The sequence below is a fragment of the Kangiella koreensis DSM 16069 genome (assembly GCF_000024085.1).
GTDB lineage: Bacteria > Pseudomonadota > Gammaproteobacteria > Enterobacterales > Kangiellaceae > Kangiella > Kangiella koreensis.
Genome location: NC_013166.1, coordinates 2,610,497 through 2,630,574, shown reverse-complemented (window position 1 = coordinate 2,630,574; position 20,078 = coordinate 2,610,497). Strand labels below are relative to the sequence as shown.

The window sequence follows — 20,078 nt, the reverse complement described above, 5'->3', positions numbered from 1 at the left end:
AAGGGCAGCCACATTGGCCTGCCCTTAGCTTAAACACAAATTACATCATATGGGTCTGAACTACTCCCCACATTTCCCATGTTGATGCACATGCCCGTGAGCAACCTCGTCATCGTCGGCTTTACGCACTGATAACACTTTAACTTCAACTTTTACGGTTTGACCAGCCAATGGATGGTTGGCATCAATTATCACTGTGTCTTCGGAAATCTCGCGTACCACCACCGCATGCACGCCATCACTGCTTTCCGCAGCAAGCCGCATGCCTTCACATAAATTTTCCACGTCAGCGAAGGCTTCGCGCGGGACTTCGGTGCGTAGGTCATCCTCATATTCACCATAGGCTTCGTTAGGTGGTAGTTCAACTTTAACTTTCTGACCTATCGCCTTGCCGGTTAATTCCTTTTCCAGTCCGGGCATGACTTCACCATAACCATGCAAATACATCCAGGGGCCACCTTCGGCAGAGCTTTCCCAGACCTGACCTGCTTGGTCCATCAATTTATAATCCAGTTCAACAACAGTATCTTTTTCAATATTCATAACTATAAATTGGTTCCAAAAATTAAGTTAGAAGCTAATACAATCCACATCGCCGTAACGGTAATAAAGCTTAGGATAAAAGTTGCAAATCGATGCATGACTTTATTATAGGTGCAGTGAATAAAGCTATGTATCACTCGAAAAGCGACAAATGCCCACGCTAGTGCAACCAACAAGTGTGAGCCGTTATTGGTCAGCATGATAGTAAATATCGCCACGTAAAATAGCACGGGCAATTCAAACAAATTCATATAATTATCAGAAGCTCGTGTATCGGCAATATGTTCAACGCCACCTTGTCTTGAATGAACTTTCTGTGGGTGTATCCGCTTGGCCTTCATGTAACCGACGCGACGTCGATACATCACAATCGCAACAATCAAAGTCAAAAAGACCATCGCCACCAGTGGCAAAATAATCGGTTGTGTCATAGCGGTTCCTTAGTTTTAATCTAGACTGTTAGCCCAACACTTTATCAATCGCCAGAGCAGCCCAAGTCTGGGAAGTTGGCATCAATTCAATGCTATTAATATTCACATGCTGCGGTTGCTCAGCGGCCCAGAGCACTGACTCTGCAATATCGTCGGCCGTTAATGGGTTAGTGCCTTTATAGATATTATCAGCTTTTTCCTGATTACCATGAAAGCGTACCAATGAAAACTCTGTTTCCGCCAGACCAGGCTCAATATTGGTTACACGAACCTGGGTGCCCAATAAATCCGCACGCAAATTTCGACTGAATTGTTTAACAAAAGCCTTGGTTGCACCATAGGCATTGCCACCGGGGTAAGCATAAGTGCCTGCAATTGAACCGATATTAATGACATGCCCTGATTTGCGCTCAACCATGCCGGGCAATACTTTGCGAGTCATCAGATACAAACCTTTAATGTTGGTATCCACCATGCGATTCCAGTCAGTCAGGTCCGCTTGATGCGCAGGCTCTAAACCTAATGCTAACCCTGCATTGTTAACCAGAATATCGATATCGGAAAACTCTTCTGGAATGGCATTAAACATAGAATCAACCTGCTCCTCGGAAGTGACATCCAGAGGCAATACAAATACTCTATCTTCACCCAGCTCCTGCTTAAGCTCTTCTTTCAGATCCTGTAATCGTTCTTTGCGACGCGCGGCAGCAATAACTTTACAGCCTTTTTGTGCAAACGCTTTAGCGCAGGCTAAGCCAAAGCCTGAGCTTGCGCCAGTGACCATGACGGTTTTGTCTTTTAGATGGCTCATAAACTATTTCTCTAAACAATAATGCTTGAAATGAATTGTTTGAATATTAGCACAGGCTAATGGCTTTCACATCGTCAAATAAACTCTGACCACACTATCAAAGAGTTGATACGGGGTTGCACCCTATCCACGTTCCATAGACAATGAAGTTATCTAGTCAATCACAAACAACTGGCGATACTGATTAAAAAATGACTCAAGAATATCAATTTCAGATTAGCGTACAGACCCAATACATCGACGAACAGTCCGAGCCTGAGAATGAGCGTTATGTATTCGCATACACCATTCAAATCACCAACACCGGCTCACATGGTGCGACTTTAAATGCTCGCCACTGGGTGATCACCGATGCCAATGGTGAGGTAACCGAGGTTAAAGGACAGGGCGTGGTTGGCGAACAGCCCTATATCGCACCCGGAAAAAGCTATGAGTATTCCAGCGGCGCTGTGCTCAATACTCCGATTGGCACCATGCAAGGCAGTTATCAGATGGCAACCGACAGTGGTACAGAGTTTGACACGCCAATCCCTGTCTTCAGTTTGGCAGCCCCGGGAGCACTTCATTAGAGTCTATGGCGACCTATGCAATCGGCGATATTCAAGGCTGTTATGATGAGTTTCGCCTTCTTCTAAAAAAAATCCAGTTTAATCCGGCGCACGATAATCTATGGCTGGCAGGTGATCTGGTCAACCGTGGCCCGAAATCGCTGGAAGTTTTGCAATTTGCTTATGAGCATCAGGATGTCTGCCAGCTGGTGCTGGGAAATCACGATCTGAGTATGCTGGCCAGCTATTACACTAAAGCCAAGCTACCCAAGAAGAGTGAGTTCAACGGCATATTTGCCGCCGACAATATCAAAAAACTCATGAAGTGGTTGCGCAAACAACCGATGGCAATTTACGACAAGAATCTTAACGTGCTGATGACCCATGCCGGCGTACCGCCGCAGTGGGATCTGAAAACCACACTAGCCTGCGCCTACGAGCTCGAAGAAGTGCTCAGCAAAACAGAAACCGCTAAAGACTTTTTCAAACACATGTATGGCAACAAGCCAGCCTTGTGGAGTAAGAAACTGGAAGGAATAGAACGTCTGCGTTATATCACCAATGCCTTCACTCGGATGCGCTTTGTGCATCACGATGGAACGTTGGACTTTAAGAGTAAATCCTCTCCGGGCAAACAGGCCAAAGGCCTCTTCCCCTGGTATGAACTGACCGATATTGGCCATCAGACCCGCGTCGTCTTTGGTCACTGGGCTGCATTAAACGGTAAATGCCCAACTCCCAACCTACACGCCCTCGACACCGGGTGCGTCTGGGGTAACAAGCTGACCGCCCTGCGTCTGGAAGATGAAAAGCGCTTCCGTGTTAAAGCTCTCTAGACGATAGGCGTGAGCTGTCTATCCGCTCTTAATATTGCCGCTATCGCCAATCCCCCTAAAGATCGGTACAATTGCCCTTTTCGTCCGGTAATTACTGGGCTTTCGTTCGTAAATCGAGCTGAACACACTGCAAAAGGTCATTAATTTACATGGTTAGAAGCATGACAGCCTTCGCCCGTCAACAAGTGGCGACCGAGTGGGGCAACGTAACCTGGGAAATCAAATCCGTAAACCAACGATTCCTCGAACCTAATTTTAGAATGCCGGAAACCTTCCGTCATATGGAGTTCTCTCTACGCGAAGTACTGCGCAAGCAACTAAGTCGTGGCAAACTCGATTGCACCTTGCGCGTTGAGATGAACTCTAAAAGCGCGGGCAAGATTAAACTTGACCAAGAAATGGCCCAGCAACTTCTGACCGCCCACGAAGAGCTACAAGTACTTGCGCAAGACAACCAATCCCCGGATTTAACGCAACTTCTTCGCTGGCCTGGTATTTTGCAGCAAGAAGAAGCCGACACCGATACTATGGAGCAGGACGTACGAAATGCCTTTGACGATGCAGTTAAACAACTCATCACCGTCCGCGAACGCGAAGGTTCAGCCCTGGCCGAAATGATCGAACAACGCTTAAGCGGTATCAGCGTCGAAGTCGACAAAGTATCGGAACAAATGCCACAAGTAATGCAATGGCAACGCGATAAACTACTTACCCGCTTCAAAGAAGCTGAAGTAGAGCTGGATCCGGAGCGTCGTGAACAAGAGCTGGTCTTCCTGGCGCAAAAACTCGACGTCGCCGAAGAACTCGACCGCCTCAAAACTCACGTTATTGAAGCGCAGCGTATGCTTAAGAAGGGCGGCCCCATTGGTCGACGCCTCGACTTCTTAATGCAAGAGTTTAACCGCGAAGCCAACACCCTCGGCTCAAAATCCATCAACGCCGACATCACCTCGAGCGCTGTTGAAATCAAGGTGCTGATCGAGCAGATGCGCGAACAAGTGCAGAATATGGAATAGATTACTCATGGAAGGGGCTGGCCAAGCTGGCCCTCCATAAAACGCTCGATTTATTGCTTACTTTCTATACCGCGCGGGGTTTGTCTTGTGTTATGATCGCGCCTTTGTGTTTTCCGTTTGACCTTCCAAGCTCTATTATCCCTGCAGGCCTTGTGCTATAAAGGTTTGGCTTGGTTTGTTTATATTATCTGAATTGGATTGTAGCAGGATTTGATGACGACTATGACGCCTATCAACACCATCGCTAAAGGTACGCTTTATGTAGTTTCGGCGCCTTCCGGGGCGGGTAAAACCAGTCTGTTGAAGGCTGTTTTGCAGAAGTTACCCGAACTTAAGCTATCTATTTCGCATACAACTCGCCCGCAAAGACCGGGGGAGCAGGATGGCGTGGATTATCATTTTGTTGATCAGGCGACTTTCCAGAAGATGTTGGATGAGCAGCAATTTTTAGAACATGCCGAGGTGTTTGGCAACTTTTACGGCACCAGTCGCGCCTGGCTGGAGCAGCAGTTGGTCGAGGGACATGATGTGATTCTGGAGATTGACTGGCAGGGTGCGCGCCAAGTACGTGAGTTGATGCCAGAATGTCGCGGTATCTTTATTCTGCCGCCATCGCGGGAAGAGCTATCAAATCGTCTGACAAATCGCGGCCAGGATAGCGATGAAGTGATCGCTAAACGTATGGCAGCGGCAACTGCAGAAATGAAACACTATGATGAGTACGATTATGTACTCGTCAATGATGACTTTGAGACGGCTTGCGAGGAGTTGGAGGCGATTTATACTGCTCGACGCCTGCGCACTGCCAGCCAAAAGGTTCGTCAACACCATTTAATTCATGACCTGCTATCAGATTCTATGGAGTAAGCAGTTTTTTAAGGTACACTTACTTTAATAAGTCTTTTTAACGCTTTATTCACTGGTTTTTTGCTAAAAGCCTTATATTAAAGCACCGAATTTAACCCTTGGCACTTTCGCCACATTATGTATGTAGAGGTAAATTATGGCACGTGTAACGGTACAAGATGCTGTTGAGAAAGTTGGTAATCGTTTTGATTTAATCATGTTGGCGGCTAAGCGAGCTCGTCAAATCGCAACCGGCGGTCACGATCCTAAAGTGGATTGGGACAATGATAAGCCAACAGTCGTTGCTTTGCGTGAAATCGAAGACGAGTTAACCACGCGTGAAACAGTTGAAGCAGACGAGCGCGCAGCTAAGCGTGAGCGTGAGCAAAGACCAGTTCTATTTTAATAGACTGGTTAATACTCAAACCGAAGGTTAATTATTAATGTCCGATATGTCACATTTCGACAGTTTGCGGGATGTGCTCGGCGGGTACCTGGAAACTAACCAGGTAGCCGATATTGAGCGCGCCTATCAGCTGGCGGAGCGTGCCCATGAAGGACAGATGCGCTCCAGCGGTGACCCTTATATTACCCATCCAGTCGCCGCTGCGCATATTCTTGCTGACTTACACCTAGATCATCAAACCATCATGGCAGCTTTAATGCATGATGTGATTGAAGATTGTGATGTGAGCAAACAAGATCTCTCCGGTGAGTTTGGCGAAACGGTTGCCGATCTGGTTGAAGGTGTCAGCAAACTGACCCAGATTGATTTCCAATCCAAAGAGCAGGCTCAAGCCGAGAACTTCCGTAAAATGATGATGGCGATGACGCAGGATATTCGCGTCATTTTGATCAAGCTGGCAGATCGTTTACACAATATGCAAACACTGGGCGCGCTACGTCCTGATAAACGTCGTCGTATTGCCCGTGAAACGCTGGAAATTTACGCACCGATTGCCAATCGTCTAGGGATCTACCGCTTAAAAGAACAATTGGAACTGTTGGGATTCGCCAACATGTATCCATTGCGTTACCGAGTTTTGCAGCACTCGGTGAAGAAAGTTCGCGGCCATCGTAAAGAAATTGTTGAACGCATTACCGAACAATTACGAACGCGGTTAAAAGATTCCCGCATTACCAGTAAGGTGATTGGTCGCGAAAAAAGCGTTTACAGTATTTATAAAAAAATGCGCGACAAGGTGGGAACATTTACCGAAGTGATGGACATTTACGCCTTCCGCGTCATCACCGATAGCGAAGATTCCTGTTACCGTATTCTTGGACAAATTCATAACCTTTTCAAACCCATCCCCGGTCGCTTCAAAGATTATATCGCAATCCCCAAAGCCAACGGTTACCAATCTCTGCACACCGTTCTGCGTAATAAAACCGGTATGCATATCGAAGTTCAAATCCGTACCGAGCAGATGGACCAGATGGCGGAGAATGGAGTGGCAGCGCATTGGCTCTATAAAACTGGCAGCGCTCATCCAGCGGAAACTAAAGCGCGCGAATGGTTACAAAGTTTGGTTGAGTTACAACAAAGTGCTGGCGACTCAATGGAGTTCATTGAGAATGTAAAAATCGATCTCTACCCGGATGAAGTTTATATTTTTACGCCGAAAGGCAAAATCATAGAGTTACCAAAAGGTGCAACACCAGTAGACTTTGCCTATGCCATTCACACTGATGTCGGCAATAGCTGCATCGCCTGTAAAATTGATAAGCAATTTTCACCACTGAGCACACCATTAACTAATGGCAAAACCGTTGAAATTATCACCGCTCCTGGCGCAAAGCCGAATCCGGCCTGGCTCAGTTATGTGGTTACCGGCAAAGCGCGCTCCAATATTCGTAACTTTGTAAAAAATATTCGTCAGGATGAAGCTGTTCATCTTGGCCGCCGCTTGCTCGAACAAGTGTTGAAAAAACCGCTCGAAGAGTTCTCGGCTGATCATTTGGAAGCAGTTGCTAAAATTACTCATCACGAAACGGTAGATGATATGTTAGCCGGTATTGGCCTCGGTAAAATTGCCAGTGTGTTAGTAGCCCATCGCTTAACCCGTGGCGAAGAAGAGGTGGATGAAACGGTGGTTGAAATGCCACAAAAAGATCAGGCTCCGTTGGCCATTAAAGGCACTGAAGGCTTGGTGGTTAAATATGCACGTTGCTGTCGTCCGATTCCTGGAGATCCAATTTTAGCTTACGTTAGTGCTGGCAAAGGTTTTACCATTCACCGCGAAACTTGTCCCAATGTACAACGTGCCCACAAACATAATGATCGTTATGTACCAGTACAATGGTCAGACGATGTGCAGGGCGATTATATTGCAGAACTACGCATTGAAGTCTTTAATCAGCGAGGCGTTCTAGCACAGATTACTAATATTATTTCCAATCAGGAAGCTAATATCGTTAATGTCGATATTAATGAACAGGATGGTTCAACCAATATTCTGACGTTCCAGATGGGCGTGCATCACCGTGTTCATTTGGCCAACATCATCAAAAAATTAAGGGTCATTCCTTTCGTCAATAAAGTTCATCGTCACCCTTAATTAGAACTTCATTTAACCCTCATTGAGGAAATCTTTAAGGAAACTGCTGTGAGCAAAACAATTATTCAAACTGATAAAGCCCCCGCTGCTATTGGCACTTATTCGCAGGCTGTTAAAGCAGGTAATACTGTCTACCTGTCCGGACAAATACCATTGATTCCTGAAAGCATGGAGTTAGTCGAAGCTTTTGACGATCAGGTTCACCAAGTTTTTAAAAACTTAAGCGCGGTATGTGAAGCAGCTGGCGCAACACTTAATCATATTTCCAAGCTGAATATCTTCATGATTGATTTAAGTCATTTCGCCACTGTTAACGAAATCATGGCGCAATATTTTGAGCAACCTTATCCTGCACGTGCTGCTATCGGTGTTAAAGAATTACCCAAAGGCGCGCAAATTGAAATGGATGCTATCGTCACTTTGAATGAGGACTAACGTGTGCTGCCCCGTAGTCCCGCCCGTTTACAAAAGATATTAACCTTACTGTCAAACCGTCAGCCCGATCTGACGGTTTTCATGGACCAAGTTCATAAGCCGCATAATCTCGCTGCTATCGTGCGAACAGCCGATGCAGTTGGCATCGGCCATGTGCACGCGGTCTTTCCGGAAGATGTAAAGTTCACTGGGCATCACACCTCCAGTGGTAGCAAGCGTTGGGTCACTACCCATAAACACTCCAACTTAAAGTCTGGTATTGCTGAAATGAAGGCCAAGGGGATGCAGGTTCTGGCAGCTCACTTTTCTGACACAGCGGTAGACTTTCGAACTATTGATTACACTCAACCCACTTGCCTTCTGGTTGGCTCCGAATTAGTCGGTGTTTCTGACGAAGCTGCCGAGATTGCCGACCAGCACGTGATTATTCCGATGGTGGGCATGGTGCAATCGCTTAACGTTTCGGTTGCCACGGCTCTCATTCTTTACGAGGCACAGCGACAACGTTCTGACGCCGAGATGTATGGCGAATGCAAAATTCCGCAAGCCGAAGTCGATGAAATCTGCTTCAAGGCTTTGCATCCGACCATTACCAGATTCTGTGACAAACATAAAATCCGCTACCCTAAGATGGATGAGTTCGGTGACATTGATGATCCCGAGTGGAATAAATTACGTAAATCAATTAAAGCAAAATAGTTCCAGATATTTACATTTTGCTACAAGCTATAGTTGGTAATAGTTAATTTTCATGGTAAGAATAAGGTATAACAACCTATCTAATAATTCTCACTAAAGGATTAGTCATGACGACTGCACTATTACCAACCTCCTCTGAGCAACGTTATCAAGCCTTGGATCTGATTCGTGGCGTTGCTGTTCTTGGTATTCTGATTATGAATATCTACGCCTTTTCCAACATTTTTGCTTACTACATGAATCCGTATGCGTTAGGCGAGCCTTCTGATTCTGATGTTTGGGTATGGTCGATTACTCACATTTTTGCCGATCAAAAATTTTACACACTGTTCTCTATGTTGTTTGGCGCAGGCATTATGCTGATGGCTGAGCGCGCCAAAGCACAAGGTATATCGGCTGCCAAATATCATTACCGTCGCATATTCTGGTTGCTGATTTTTGGTTTGATCCATGCTTTATTCATCTGGCTAGGTGATATTCTGTTCATTTATGCATGCATGGGGCTGTGGGTATTTCTTTTCACCGATACAACGCCAAAAACCAAACTGATCACTGGTATTGTGCTTGTTCTGCTTTATAGCGCTTACATGTCAATGGCAAGTATTTACATCGATAGAATTCCTGCTGAAGATTTAGAGTTTATGCTCAGCATGTTCTACCCTGATCAGGCAACCATTCAGGAAGAAACGTTGCCTTACCTGACCAGCTATGCGGCTCAGGTCAGTGACAGAGTCGATTTCTTTAAAGAAAACGTCTTATCCATGGGATTAACTTTCGGTATTTTCCGCATCGGTGGCTCGATGTTAATCGGCATGGCGTTATATCAGTTCGGAGTTTTAACGGCCGCACGCTCTTCTAAGTTTTATCTAGTCTTGCTGTTCATTTGTTTTGCTATTGGTTTCGGATTAACTGCTTATGATATGCAAAATTTAATTGCTCATGATTTTGCATTTGAAGAGCTCATGTTTTCCTACATGACCCTGACCAATATCGCGGCCCTATTTATTGCATTGGGATACATCGCTTTATTGGCACTGTGGTGTAAATCATCTTCAAAGGGCACAATTCGCAAAGCGTTCCAGGCTGTGGGTCGCATGGCCTTCACCAATTACATCGCGCAAAGTTTAATCTGCACAACCCTGTTTTATAGCTTTGGTTTCGGCTTATTCGCAGAACTGTCTCGCTTGCAGTTAATGGGCATTGTTGCGATAGTGTTTTTATTACAACTTGTCTGGTCACCCTGGTGGTTGAAACGCTACCATTACGGCCCTCTTGAATGGTTATGGCGCTCACTGACGTATGCAAAAATCCAAGCTTTTAGAAAACACTGATTTCCCTATTATTGACCTGCGACCTGTCGAGCAGTATCGGCAGGGTCATATACAAGGCGCCACCAATATTCCGTTATCAGAAATTGAAGATTGTTGGTACGAATTACCGCCAAAAGATACGACGCTGATATTATTTACCAATACAAACGATCATCAAGATGTTCAATCTTTATTTGAGCGACAGCAATATCCGATCGAAGCCGTATTTACAGCCGAGGACTTTACAGAACAAGAACGTTCTAGTAAAAACTGGGTCACCGATCACAACAGCCGACGATTGTGGCGAGCCAGTCCGCTACTGGAAGATTACATTGAGTTGATCGAGCAACACCTGCCTGATACCGAACCTCTGGCTTTCGATATCGGTTGTGGTTCCGGCAGAGACAGTATCTTTCTCGGTCTGCATGGCTTTCGAGTATTAGCAATTGATCGCAATCCAATGGCCATCGAACGCATCAGCAACTTTATTGAACGCTGGCAGGTTGAGGTCACGCCGATGAAGTTGAATTGTGAAGCAGATTATCAGCAGCTAATCCAGCTGATTCATTTACAAAAGCCTTCGATGATTTTGCAGTGTCGCTATCTACATCGTCCCTTACTTGACCTTTATCATGAGCATTTACCAGCCGGTAGCCTGGTGGCTATTCATACGTTTATGGAAGAGGCAGCCAAGTATGGTAGTCCGAAAAAGCCGGCATACTTGCTGAAGCCAAAGGAGCTGGCCGAAAAATTTGCCGACTGGGACATACTGCTCGATCAAGAGCATGTACTTAGCGACCATCGCCCGCTATCCTTGTTCTTAGCTCGAAAGCCTTTTTAACCTTCACATTTAAATGACGCAATTAGCCTATAGTCGTTGACTTCTTTGTGCCACTTCTTGATCATAGATAGGCAGAGGCTATTAAAAATGACATTAACAGAGTTTAGATATATTGTTGCAGTTGCCCGCGAACGCCACTTTGGCCGTGCCGCAGAGGCCTGCTTTGTCAGCCAACCGACCCTAAGCGTTGGCGTACGCAAGCTGGAAGAACAGCTCGGCGTGATCCTGTTTGAACGCAGTAAATCCGATGTCAAAGTAACCCCCGAAGGCAAGCCTATTATCGAGCAAGCTCAACACATCCTTGAGCAAGTCAGCCAGTTAAAACAAATGGCCAAACAGAATTCTGATCAACTCGATGGCCCTTTAAAAATCGGTGCTATTTTCACCATTGGTCCTTATCTACTTCCTTCATTAATTCCCATGCTAAAAAAACTGGCGCCCAAAATGCCACTGCATATTGATGAAGACTACACCCACAATTTGCGCACTAAACTTCGTAACGGCGAATTAGATGTGATTTTCGTGGCGTTGCCTTTCGACGAGCCCGAAGTAGATGTCGTGCCGCTATACGAAGAAGAATTCATTGCTTTGCTGCCTGAGAAGCATCCGTGGGTAAAGCGCGATAAATTACACATTGTCGATATCGCCGATGAGGTCATGATCATGTTGGGTGCAGGGCACTGTTTCCGTGATCAGGTCATAGAAGCTTGTCCTCAATGCAAAGATTCGAGCCTCAACCCGCAAAAAGACTGGATCACCGGCAGCTCTATCGAAACGATTCGTCAAATGGTCGCCAGTGGCTTAGGCATTAGCGTGATTCCGCGTTCGGCAGCCAATTTCCACAATGAAAAACTGGGTCTGGTCACGCGAGAATTTGATAATCCCAAACCTAGCCGCAAAGTGGCGCTGGCTTTTCGTCGCAGCTTCCCGCGCAAGAAGGCTTTGGAAATCATCAATAACGCACTATCACAAATCACCATTGAAGGTGCCAAACCACTCGACTAATGGCCATTTCCAAACTTGCAGCTGATATCAACTTAGAAAAACTGCCCTGCACCAGTCTGAAAGGGGTAGGACCCAAAGTGGCTGAGAAACTGGAAAAGCTGCATATCCAATCGGTACTGGATTTATTGTTCCACCTGCCATTGCGCTACGAAGACAGAACCCGAGTGCGTACCATTGCTTCTCTAAAAGACGGTGAGCGCGCCTTAATTAAAGTCACCGTTGAGCTGGCACAAGTTAAATTCGGCAAGCGCCGTTCCCTGGTTTGTCGCGCCAGTGATGAAAGTGCCAGCATTGATTTTCGTTTTTTCTATTTTAATAAAGGTCAGCAACAGCGGCTGCAACGTGGAGCCGAATTTTATGCTTTTGGCGAAGTCAGACGTTATGGTTTCCAATTCTCTATGGTGCACCCTGAATTAACCGCGATTAACTCGACCACTAGCGCACCTTTGCTCGAATCCTTAACGCCGATTTATCCAGCTACCGAAGGTCTGCATCAAGCCAGTTTTCGGCATATGATGCGCCAAGCTGTTGCGCTACTTAAAAAGCATCCGATTGATAATTTGTTGCCGCAATCTTTGCTGCAATCTCTTAAGTTACCTGACGTTAATGCATCATTGGCCTGGATTCATTCACCACCTAAGGATGCTGACTTAGTACAGTTACAATCAAATCAGACGCCTGCCGTGCGACGCCTGATCAGTGAAGAATTATTAGCCCAGCAGTTAAGTTTATTGTTACAGCGCAATCAACAAAAAGATTATTCAGCACCAGTGCTAAAAAACTCCGGTAAATTACAAGACCAGCTATTGCAGCAGCTGCCCTTTAAGCCGACTAAAGCGCAGCAAAGAGTTACACAAGAAATTATCAGCGATCTGGAACAACCGCATCCCATGTTACGTTTATTACAGGGTGATGTGGGTGCAGGTAAAACCCTGGTCGCCGCCCTTGCTGCGTTACAAGCGATTGAGGCGGGTTATCAAGTGGCGATTATGGCGCCAACCGAATTATTAGCGAATCAACATTATCAATCCTTTGGTCAATGGTTTGAGGCGATGAATATTCCTTGCGTTTTCCTGGCTAGCAAATTAACGGCTAGTCAGCGCAAGAGCGCTCTCGAGTCCATTGCCAGCGGCGAAGCAAAATTAATCGTCGGTACTCATGCGCTGTTCCAGAAAGGCGTCGAATACCACAAATTAGGTTTAGCCATCATTGATGAACAACATCGTTTTGGCGTAAACCAGCGCCTGATGCTGAAACAAAAAGCACCGGATGGTATGCAACTGCACCAGCTGATGATGACGGCCACCCCGATTCCTCGAACCTTGGCCATGACCGTCTATGCCGATATGGATGTCTCGATTATCGACGAACTGCCACCCGGCCGAACGCCCGTACAAACGGTGGCTTTATCCGATCAAAAACGCGATCAGGTCATTCAGCGCATCGAAACTGCCTGTCGTGATGAAAACCGGCAGGTCTATTGGGTCTGCACCCTGATTGATGAATCGGAAGAAATCCAATGTCAGGCTGCTGAGTCTGCCGCCAATCTTCTCACCGAACAACTACCCAATTGTCGCGTCGGCTTGTTGCATGGCCGCTTAAAGCCGGAACAAAAACAGTTGGTTATGGACAAGTTCAAGCAAGGGGATCTTGATATTCTGGTAGCAACCACGGTCATTGAAGTGGGAGTTGATGTTCCTAACGCCAGTTTGATGGTCATTGAAAACCCGGAACGTCTTGGCTTGTCACAATTGCATCAATTACGTGGCCGAGTGGGTCGCGGCTCAGTAGAAAGCCATTGTGTGCTGCTCTATCAGCACCCGCTTTCCGATAACGCCAAGGCTCGTATTCAGGTCATGCGCGAAACCAATGATGGTTTTGTTATTGCCGAAGAAGACCTGCGTTTGCGTGGTCCCGGCGAAATGTTAGGCACCCGCCAGACCGGTGAAGTTAGCCTGCGTTTTGCCAATTTAGTGCGCGACGCCGAATTGATTCCGGCCATTCAGCAACAAGCACATGATTTAATTGCCGAAAATAGTCAGCTTGCACATAAGATCTGCCAACGTTGGCTAGGCTCGCGTCAGGAATTTGCTGACGTATAGTTTAGATAGCACCCTCCAAATTAGACCATAATTTTTTTGCCTAAACTCTGCTTTATAGCCCGCCGATCATAGGATTTAGACTTAATTTATGCTAAAGTTGCGCCCTTATTTCATCATCTCAAATAACTGAGGATTCAGGAATGAAACAGCCTGTTCGCGTTACTGTTACCGGTGCAGCCGGCCAAATTTGTTATTCACTATTATTCCGTATCGCCAGTGGCGAAATGCTTGGCAAAGATCAGCCCGTTATTCTTAACCTTCTAGAAATCACTCCAGCACTTAAAGTGTGCGAAGCGGTTGCTATGGAGTTGAATGACTGTGCATTCCCATTAGTTAAAGACATCGTTGTTACCGACGACCCAGCGGTTGCCTTTAAAGACGCTAACATCGGCCTGATGGTTGGTGCTAAGCCTCGTGGCCCAGGTATGGAGCGTAAAGACCTATTAACTGATAACGGCAAAATTTTCAGCGCATTAGGTAAAGTGATTGATCAGGTTGCTGATAAAAACATTAGAATTTTGGTGGTAGGTAACCCTGCTAACACTAATGCCTATATCCTTGCTAAAAATGCTCCAAGCATTAATCAGCGCAATATTTCTGCATTGACTCGTCTTGATCATAATCGTGCAATTTATCAATTAGCTGAGAAAGCTGATGCTGACATTGCTGGTATCAAGAAAATGATCATCTGGGGTAACCACTCAGTGACTCAGGTGCCAGACATTTCTTTCGCGACGGTTAACGGTGACAAAGCTGCTGACAAAGTTGACGCAACCTGGGCAAAAGAAGAGTTCATGCCAATCGTTGCCAAGCGTGGCGCAGCAGTAATCGCAGCACGTGGTGCTTCATCAGCTGCTTCAGCTGCCAACGCTATTCTTGATCACATGCATGATTGGGTACTAGGTTCTGCAGAAGACGACTGGGTCAGCATGGCCGTTCCTTCAGATGGCAGCTACGGTATCGAAGAAGGTTTAATCTACTCTTACCCAGTAGTGTGCAAAAACGGTGATTACGAAATCGTTCAAGGTCTCGAAGTGTCAGACTTCATCAAAGACAAAATGATCGAGTCACAAAAAGAATTGCAGGAAGAAGCAGAAACTTGCAAAGACTTATTCTAAAAGTCTTTCAGGCACTTTAAAAAAACCGGCTCTCGTAGCCGGTTTTTTTTGCTCTGTTAAAACTATTAATTCTAATTTCCTCACGAATTTAAGTTAATACTATTTCTTTCTATCCTGACTTCGTGGCAAAGTACCTGCATACCAATTAATAACTCATCATCATGATCATTGCTGAAACAGAGCGCTTACGTTTACGTCATATAGAACTACCTGACGCCAATTTTATTTACCAACTCTATAACCAACCGAGTTTCATTAAATACATTGGTGACCGTGGTGTTCACTCAGTAAAAGATGCCGAGACTTTTATTCAAAAGGTTCAGGACAACTACCAGCAATACGGCTTCTGGCTCTACCTTGTGGAACGCAAAGATAGCAACCAGCCGATTGGTGTTAATGGTTTAATCCAACGCGACTATCTGGACGCACCGGATATTGGCTTTGCGCTGACGACTCAATTCTGTGGTCAGGGTTATGCCAAAGAGTCCTCTCTAGCAATCCTTCAACATAGCAAAGCAAAAGGCCACAACCACCTTTATGCCATCACTTCTCCTAATAACCACCTGTCAGAACATCTGCTTAAAAAACTTGGCTTTCAATTTCAGCGCCAGGACTACTTCGACAATAGCACTTCGCCTATTAACCTGTTTCAGCTAGACTTTGGTTCATAACTATTTCAAACGCAACACCTGTTAACATTTCAGGTAACTTTGTTGCGATTGATTGCTTTAAAACATTACTGCCTTACGCTTAAATAAAGCTATAGATTCAGTGAGGAACACACTATGTCACTATTAATGAATATTTTATGGCTATTGTTTGGCGGTATTTTTGTCTTTTTAGGCTATATCGCGGGCGGTATTGCCTTATGCTTAACCCTGATAGGAATACCATGGGGCGTGCAGCTGTTTAAACTGGCCATCTTTTCGCTTTTTCCATTTGGTCAGGACACTCGAATGCGCCACGACCAACCTTTTGCAGGCGTACCCAATGTACTGTTGAATATCATCTGGTTAGTTTTCGGTGGTGTCTGGGTGGTGCTTAACCACCTGTTCTGGGGCTTATTCCTGTGCTTAACCATCATTGGCATTCCATTCGGTATCCAGCACTTCAAGATGGTTAAACTTGGTGTGTGGCCTTTCGGGCGAGTGATTGTCGATCTCAAGTCATTACAACCTGCCTAAACCAGTTTCATAACCTCTCTACCCAAGAGACTGTTCGGCCTGCTTCGGCAGGCTTTTTTTTTTCTCAGTTAGCTCAATAGCAGTGGCCGCCATATTGCTGCCACATTTGATAATCAGTCTCCATTTTCCCAATCGATTCACGTCACAGTCTATTGTTCTAATGGCCCATAACAACCAATGAGTCAGGAGCAATCATGAAGCGGACACTTTTCTATTTATTGTGGGGATCTTTTTTTCTAGCCATTAATACTGCCAGCCATGCTGTCGAAGAAGCATTTCCTTCCAGTATCAACTATCGTTCACTAGAAAGTGATTTGACCTTTAAGCAATTACCTCTTTCTACCGACATCGAGATGCACATCAACAGTATTGTTTCTCGCGTGTCAGTTAAGCAAACATTTTCTAACCAATCAGACCAATGGCTCGAGGGTGTTTACCAGTTTCCTTTGCCTGAAAATGCAGCGGTCGATACGCTAAAAATGCATATCGGGCAGCGTATTATCGAAGGAGAAGTTCAGGAAAAACAACAGGCAAAACGGACTTACGAAAAAGCTAAAGCAGAAGGGAAGCGCACCAGCTTAGTTGAACAGATCCGTGACAACTTATTCACGACCAAACTTGCTAATATTGCACCAGGCGAAAGCATCACTATCCATATTGAGTTTCAACAACTGGTTCATAATGATGGCACTCATTTTTCTATGCGTATGCCGCTAGGCATTACCCCACGCTATAAGCCGGTTGATGCAACCCACGAATTTAGTAATAACGATAATAATGATGACTATAATTACTTTTCTTCGGACGATTCCGAAACAGTCTACCTGGACACGCCTGCTCACCATAGCGCTGAGCTGTCGCCAGCGTTCACACAATTCAATACGGGGTCGCAACCTGATCGTCCCGTCAGTGTAACCGTTCATCTTAACCCTGGTTTTGACTTGTCACTTTTAGAAAGTCCTTATCATAAAATGAACACTCAACAGACTGGCGGCCAATATACGATTCAGTTGGAAAACCCCGCTCAGGCCGAGCGTGATTTTGTGCTTAACTGGCAACCACAATTAGGCCAGCAACCTAAAGTTGCCTTGTTTAGCGAAAGCTATGATGATCATAACTATCATGTACTGATGATGTTGCCGCCCACTCATGATTTAGTTCAACAAAAGACACAGCCACGAGAAATGATTTTCGTCATCGATTCCTCGGGTTCTATGTCTGGCGAATCTATGCAGCAGGCCAAGCAGGGCTTGTATTACGCGCTATCACAACTGAGTATTAACGATACTTTCAATATCATCGACTTTGATAATGACGCAAATAAACTGTTTGATGAAGCAGTACCGGCAACACTGTCGAATCTTGAAATGGCAAAATATTTTGTCGCCACTCTGGAAGCTGACGGTGGCACAGAAATTGCCAAAGCGATTAACTTAGCATTAGACAAGCCCGACAGTAGCTTACTGCGTCAGGTTGTCTTCTTGACGGATGGTAGTATCGGCAATGAGCGCCAAATTTTTCAAATGATAGAAAATCAGCTAGGCAACAATCGCTTATTCACCATTGGTATCGGCGCAGCTCCTAACAGCTATTTTATGAGTAAAGCCGCCAACTACGGCCGCGGAACCTTTACATACATTGGCAAAGCCTCAGAAGTGCAAACCAAATTGGAACAACTGTTCAAGAAACTTCGTTACCCAGCCCTGGAAAACCTATCGCTGGAATCAAAATATTCTGATCAACTTGAGCTGTATCCCGGTCGTCTGCGCGATCTTTATCTGGGCGAACCATTGTTTGTATCCTATCGAATACCCAAAGGTGTCACTAACAGCGTTCAGGTGAAAGGGCAGGCTGATGCTTACGACTGGTCATTTAAACTACCACCGGTTACCAACGGCAAAGACAAAGGTATTGCACGACTGTGGGCACGCATGAAAATTGATGCCATTAAAAGTGACTTCAATTTAAGTCATGAGCAGTCGCGCGAGCAGATTTTAAAAACCGCCCTCGAGTATCATTTGATGTCAGATTACACCAGTCTAGTTGCGGTCGAAAAAACCCCGGCGCGAGTGATGGAAGAACTGAAAAAATTACAACTGGCTAATCGTACACCAGCAGGCTGGAAACCACCTCATGGCTCTCTGCATGGTTATCCTCAGGGCGGTACCGCAGCAAATCTTGCCATGCTGATAGGCTTTGTCACATTGCTGCTTGCTCTCGCGTACCAGTTCACACTGAGCCGTCGTGAGCGTAGTAATGCATAAGGGCAATGCTAAGAGAGTTAAAATGCAAAAGTTCTTACGCAAATACGGCGTTATCTGTGCCCTACTGACCATCAGCCTCGCAGCTTTTGGTCAGGCTGGTTACATCAAAGCCAAGGCCATTCTTGCGCAATATCTTCTGGAGGATGCCTGGCAACAGACCTTAGCCGATGGCCAAGCGCATAAACCCTGGGACTGGGCTGATACATTCCCAGTAGCAAAACTGACTGTGCCCAGCCAGGACATCGAACAACTGGTTCTATCCGGCGCTTCAGGCCGCAATCTCGCCTTTGGCCCCGGCCATCTGCTATCTAGTAATATGCCCGATCAACCCGGCCATACGATTTTAGGTGGCCATCGGGATACCCACTTCGAGTTTCTACAACACCTAAAAACTGGTGATAAAATTTCTATTCAGGATAAACATGGGGTAACACACCAATACATCGTCACCCAAACAGAAATTCACAATATTGAAACTAATCAGATTCACGACAGAGGGATTAACCAGCTAACCTTAGTCACCTGCTATCCTTTTAATACCTTAGAAGTTGGCGGACCGTTACGCTATCTGGTTCATGCGGAAAAAATATAAGCTATTCATTAACTTCTAATTAAACATCACAAAGTAAAGAACATGTCATTCTGACGAAAGTCAGAATCTGCTCTCAGTTTTTTCAAATGTCTACTTGGTGTAATAGCAGGGTAGCAAAGAGGGTTAGGCTTTACGACAAAATGCAGCTCCCATGGTGCGTCACGACGCAGATCCTGCCCTAGGGGTACCCTACAACTAGATATCTGATAAAAACCACTATAAGAATGGAATAAACCTCAAAGCTCCTCGTTATATCAATACATTCACGGTGAGGAGTATGATATGAAACGTTTAGTTCAGGGGATTTTGTTGGTGTTGATGTTGGTGGGAATTGTGATTTTGTTATTAAGATAACGAACCGTGTGATTCGAAATGGGCAGGCACACCGGCCTGCCCCTACCTGATATGAAATTTATGCACTAACTCTTTCTAATTCTACAAACTGATAATGATAGGGATTTTTTTCATCTGGCTGATGTTTGTCGCGGGAGACTTCTTTCCATTCTAAGTGCGTCCAGTCGGGGAAGTGTGCATCGCCGTCTGTATCCAGATCAATGAAGGTTAGGTAGAGCTTATCAGCCTGGTCGATCATTTGATGGTAGATATTGGAGCCACCGATGATCATTACTTCTTGAGCTTCGCCTGCCGCTTCGAATGCCTGCTCAAGACTGGTCACAACTTGGCAGCGCTCATTATGAAATTGCGAGCGGTAGTCTGGATTGCGGCTGATGATGATATTGTGGCGACCGGGCAGCACCATGCCAATTGACTCATGAGTTTTACGACCCATGATGACCGGCTTGCCTAAAGTGACTGCTTTGAAGTGTTTCAGATCAGCGGGCAGGTGCCACGGCATCTGGTTATCTTTGCCAATAACGCGGTCATTAGCCATGGCAACTACTAAGCTGATAATCGGTTTACTCATCATCAGTACCT

Annotated in this window: 21 protein-coding genes; 17 read left to right on the top strand and 4 right to left on the bottom strand. The window is 45.6% G+C overall.

Features of this window, described 5'->3' with window-relative positions; genetic code table 11:
• Positions 1–60: 60 nt before the first annotated feature.
• Genes KKOR_RS12225 through KKOR_RS12215 form a run of 3 tightly spaced genes read right to left on the bottom strand, consistent with a single transcriptional unit; the run spans position 61 to position 1,785 of the window.
• Positions 61–543: an FKBP-type peptidyl-prolyl cis-trans isomerase gene (locus KKOR_RS12225; RefSeq protein ID WP_015781449.1), complete on the bottom strand. Its 483-nt coding sequence runs from the start codon at positions 541–543 to the stop codon at positions 61–63.
• A 2-nt stretch (positions 544–545) separates the two neighbouring features.
• Positions 546–974: an MAPEG family protein gene (locus tag KKOR_RS12220; RefSeq protein WP_015781448.1), complete on the bottom strand. Its 429-nt coding sequence runs from the start codon at positions 972–974 to the stop codon at positions 546–548.
• Positions 975–1,002: 28 nt separating this feature from the next.
• The gene (locus KKOR_RS12215) at positions 1,003–1,785 is read right to left on the bottom strand and encodes an SDR family oxidoreductase (protein ID WP_015781447.1); all 783 of its coding nucleotides are present in this window, start codon (positions 1,783–1,785) and stop codon (positions 1,003–1,005) included.
• Between the two features lie 191 nt (positions 1,786–1,976).
• Between KKOR_RS12215 and apaG the strand changes: the two genes are divergently transcribed.
• From apaG to KKOR_RS12130, 17 genes are all read left to right on the top strand, one after another.
• The gene (gene apaG / locus KKOR_RS12210) at positions 1,977–2,354 is read left to right on the top strand and encodes a Co2+/Mg2+ efflux protein ApaG (protein ID WP_015781446.1); all 378 of its coding nucleotides are present in this window, start codon (positions 1,977–1,979) and stop codon (positions 2,352–2,354) included.
• 5 nt (positions 2,355–2,359) lie between these two features.
• The gene (locus KKOR_RS12205; protein ID WP_015781445.1) at positions 2,360–3,169 is read left to right on the top strand and encodes a symmetrical bis(5'-nucleosyl)-tetraphosphatase; all 810 of its coding nucleotides are present in this window, start codon (positions 2,360–2,362) and stop codon (positions 3,167–3,169) included.
• 149 nt (positions 3,170–3,318) lie between these two features.
• Positions 3,319–4,185 (top strand): YicC/YloC family endoribonuclease, encoded by an 867-nt coding sequence (locus KKOR_RS12200; RefSeq protein WP_015781444.1) that lies wholly within the window; start codon positions 3,319–3,321, stop codon positions 4,183–4,185.
• A 213-nt stretch (positions 4,186–4,398) separates the two neighbouring features.
• The gene (gene gmk / locus KKOR_RS12195; protein ID WP_015781443.1) at positions 4,399–5,052 is read left to right on the top strand and encodes a guanylate kinase; all 654 of its coding nucleotides are present in this window, start codon (positions 4,399–4,401) and stop codon (positions 5,050–5,052) included.
• Positions 5,053–5,188: 136 nt separating this feature from the next.
• Positions 5,189–5,437, top strand: a complete 249-nt coding sequence (gene rpoZ, locus KKOR_RS12190; protein WP_015781442.1) for a DNA-directed RNA polymerase subunit omega — start codon at positions 5,189–5,191, stop codon at positions 5,435–5,437.
• 46 nt (positions 5,438–5,483) lie between these two features.
• Positions 5,484–7,592, top strand: coding sequence for a bifunctional GTP diphosphokinase/guanosine-3',5'-bis pyrophosphate 3'-pyrophosphohydrolase (gene spoT / locus KKOR_RS12185; protein ID WP_041296257.1), 2,109 nt, complete (start codon positions 5,484–5,486; stop codon positions 7,590–7,592).
• Positions 7,593–7,640: 48 nt separating this feature from the next.
• Positions 7,641–8,027 carry a RidA family protein gene (locus tag KKOR_RS12180; protein ID WP_015781440.1) on the top strand — a complete coding sequence of 129 codons (387 nt, stop codon included), beginning with the start codon at positions 7,641–7,643 and terminating at the stop codon, positions 8,025–8,027.
• 3 nt (positions 8,028–8,030) lie between these two features.
• On the top strand, positions 8,031–8,726 hold the full coding sequence (gene trmH, locus KKOR_RS12175) for a tRNA (guanosine(18)-2'-O)-methyltransferase TrmH (RefSeq protein WP_015781439.1): 696 nt from the start codon (positions 8,031–8,033) through the stop codon (positions 8,724–8,726).
• A 107-nt stretch (positions 8,727–8,833) separates the two neighbouring features.
• Entirely contained in the window at positions 8,834–10,057 is a 1,224-nt protein-coding gene (locus KKOR_RS12170; RefSeq protein ID WP_015781438.1) for a DUF418 domain-containing protein, read from the top strand.
• A complete protein-coding gene (locus KKOR_RS12165; RefSeq protein ID WP_015781437.1) occupies positions 10,026–10,877 on the top strand; it encodes a rhodanese-like domain-containing protein in 852 nt (283 codons plus the stop codon). Before KKOR_RS12170 ends, KKOR_RS12165 begins: the two co-directional genes overlap by 32 nt.
• Before the next feature lie 87 nt (positions 10,878–10,964).
• Positions 10,965–11,882 carry a LysR substrate-binding domain-containing protein gene (locus KKOR_RS12160; protein WP_015781436.1) on the top strand — a complete coding sequence of 306 codons (918 nt, stop codon included), beginning with the start codon at positions 10,965–10,967 and terminating at the stop codon, positions 11,880–11,882.
• The gene (gene recG, locus KKOR_RS12155; RefSeq protein WP_015781435.1) at positions 11,882–13,984 is read left to right on the top strand and encodes an ATP-dependent DNA helicase RecG; all 2,103 of its coding nucleotides are present in this window, start codon (positions 11,882–11,884) and stop codon (positions 13,982–13,984) included. The genes KKOR_RS12160 and recG overlap by 1 nt, the downstream gene beginning before the upstream one ends.
• A gap of 140 nt (positions 13,985–14,124) precedes the next feature.
• On the top strand, positions 14,125–15,102 hold the full coding sequence (locus KKOR_RS12150) for a malate dehydrogenase (protein WP_015781434.1): 978 nt from the start codon (positions 14,125–14,127) through the stop codon (positions 15,100–15,102).
• Between the two features lie 161 nt (positions 15,103–15,263).
• Positions 15,264–15,773 (top strand): GNAT family N-acetyltransferase, encoded by a 510-nt coding sequence (locus tag KKOR_RS12145; protein ID WP_015781433.1) that lies wholly within the window; start codon positions 15,264–15,266, stop codon positions 15,771–15,773.
• Between the two features lie 114 nt (positions 15,774–15,887).
• Complete coding sequence (locus KKOR_RS12140; RefSeq protein WP_015781432.1) at positions 15,888–16,286, top strand: YccF domain-containing protein; 399 nt, start codon at positions 15,888–15,890, stop codon at positions 16,284–16,286.
• Positions 16,287–16,480: 194 nt separating this feature from the next.
• On the top strand, positions 16,481–18,550 hold the full coding sequence (locus KKOR_RS12135) for a marine proteobacterial sortase target protein (protein ID WP_015781431.1): 2,070 nt from the start codon (positions 16,481–16,483) through the stop codon (positions 18,548–18,550).
• A gap of 22 nt (positions 18,551–18,572) precedes the next feature.
• Entirely contained in the window at positions 18,573–19,142 is a 570-nt protein-coding gene (locus KKOR_RS12130) for a class GN sortase (protein WP_041296060.1), read from the top strand.
• A gap of 412 nt (positions 19,143–19,554) precedes the next feature.
• Here the strand turns inward: KKOR_RS12130 and folA are convergent, their stop codons facing one another.
• A complete protein-coding gene (gene folA / locus KKOR_RS12125; RefSeq protein WP_015781429.1) occupies positions 19,555–20,070 on the bottom strand; it encodes a type 3 dihydrofolate reductase in 516 nt (171 codons plus the stop codon).
• Positions 20,071–20,078 lie beyond the last annotated feature (8 nt).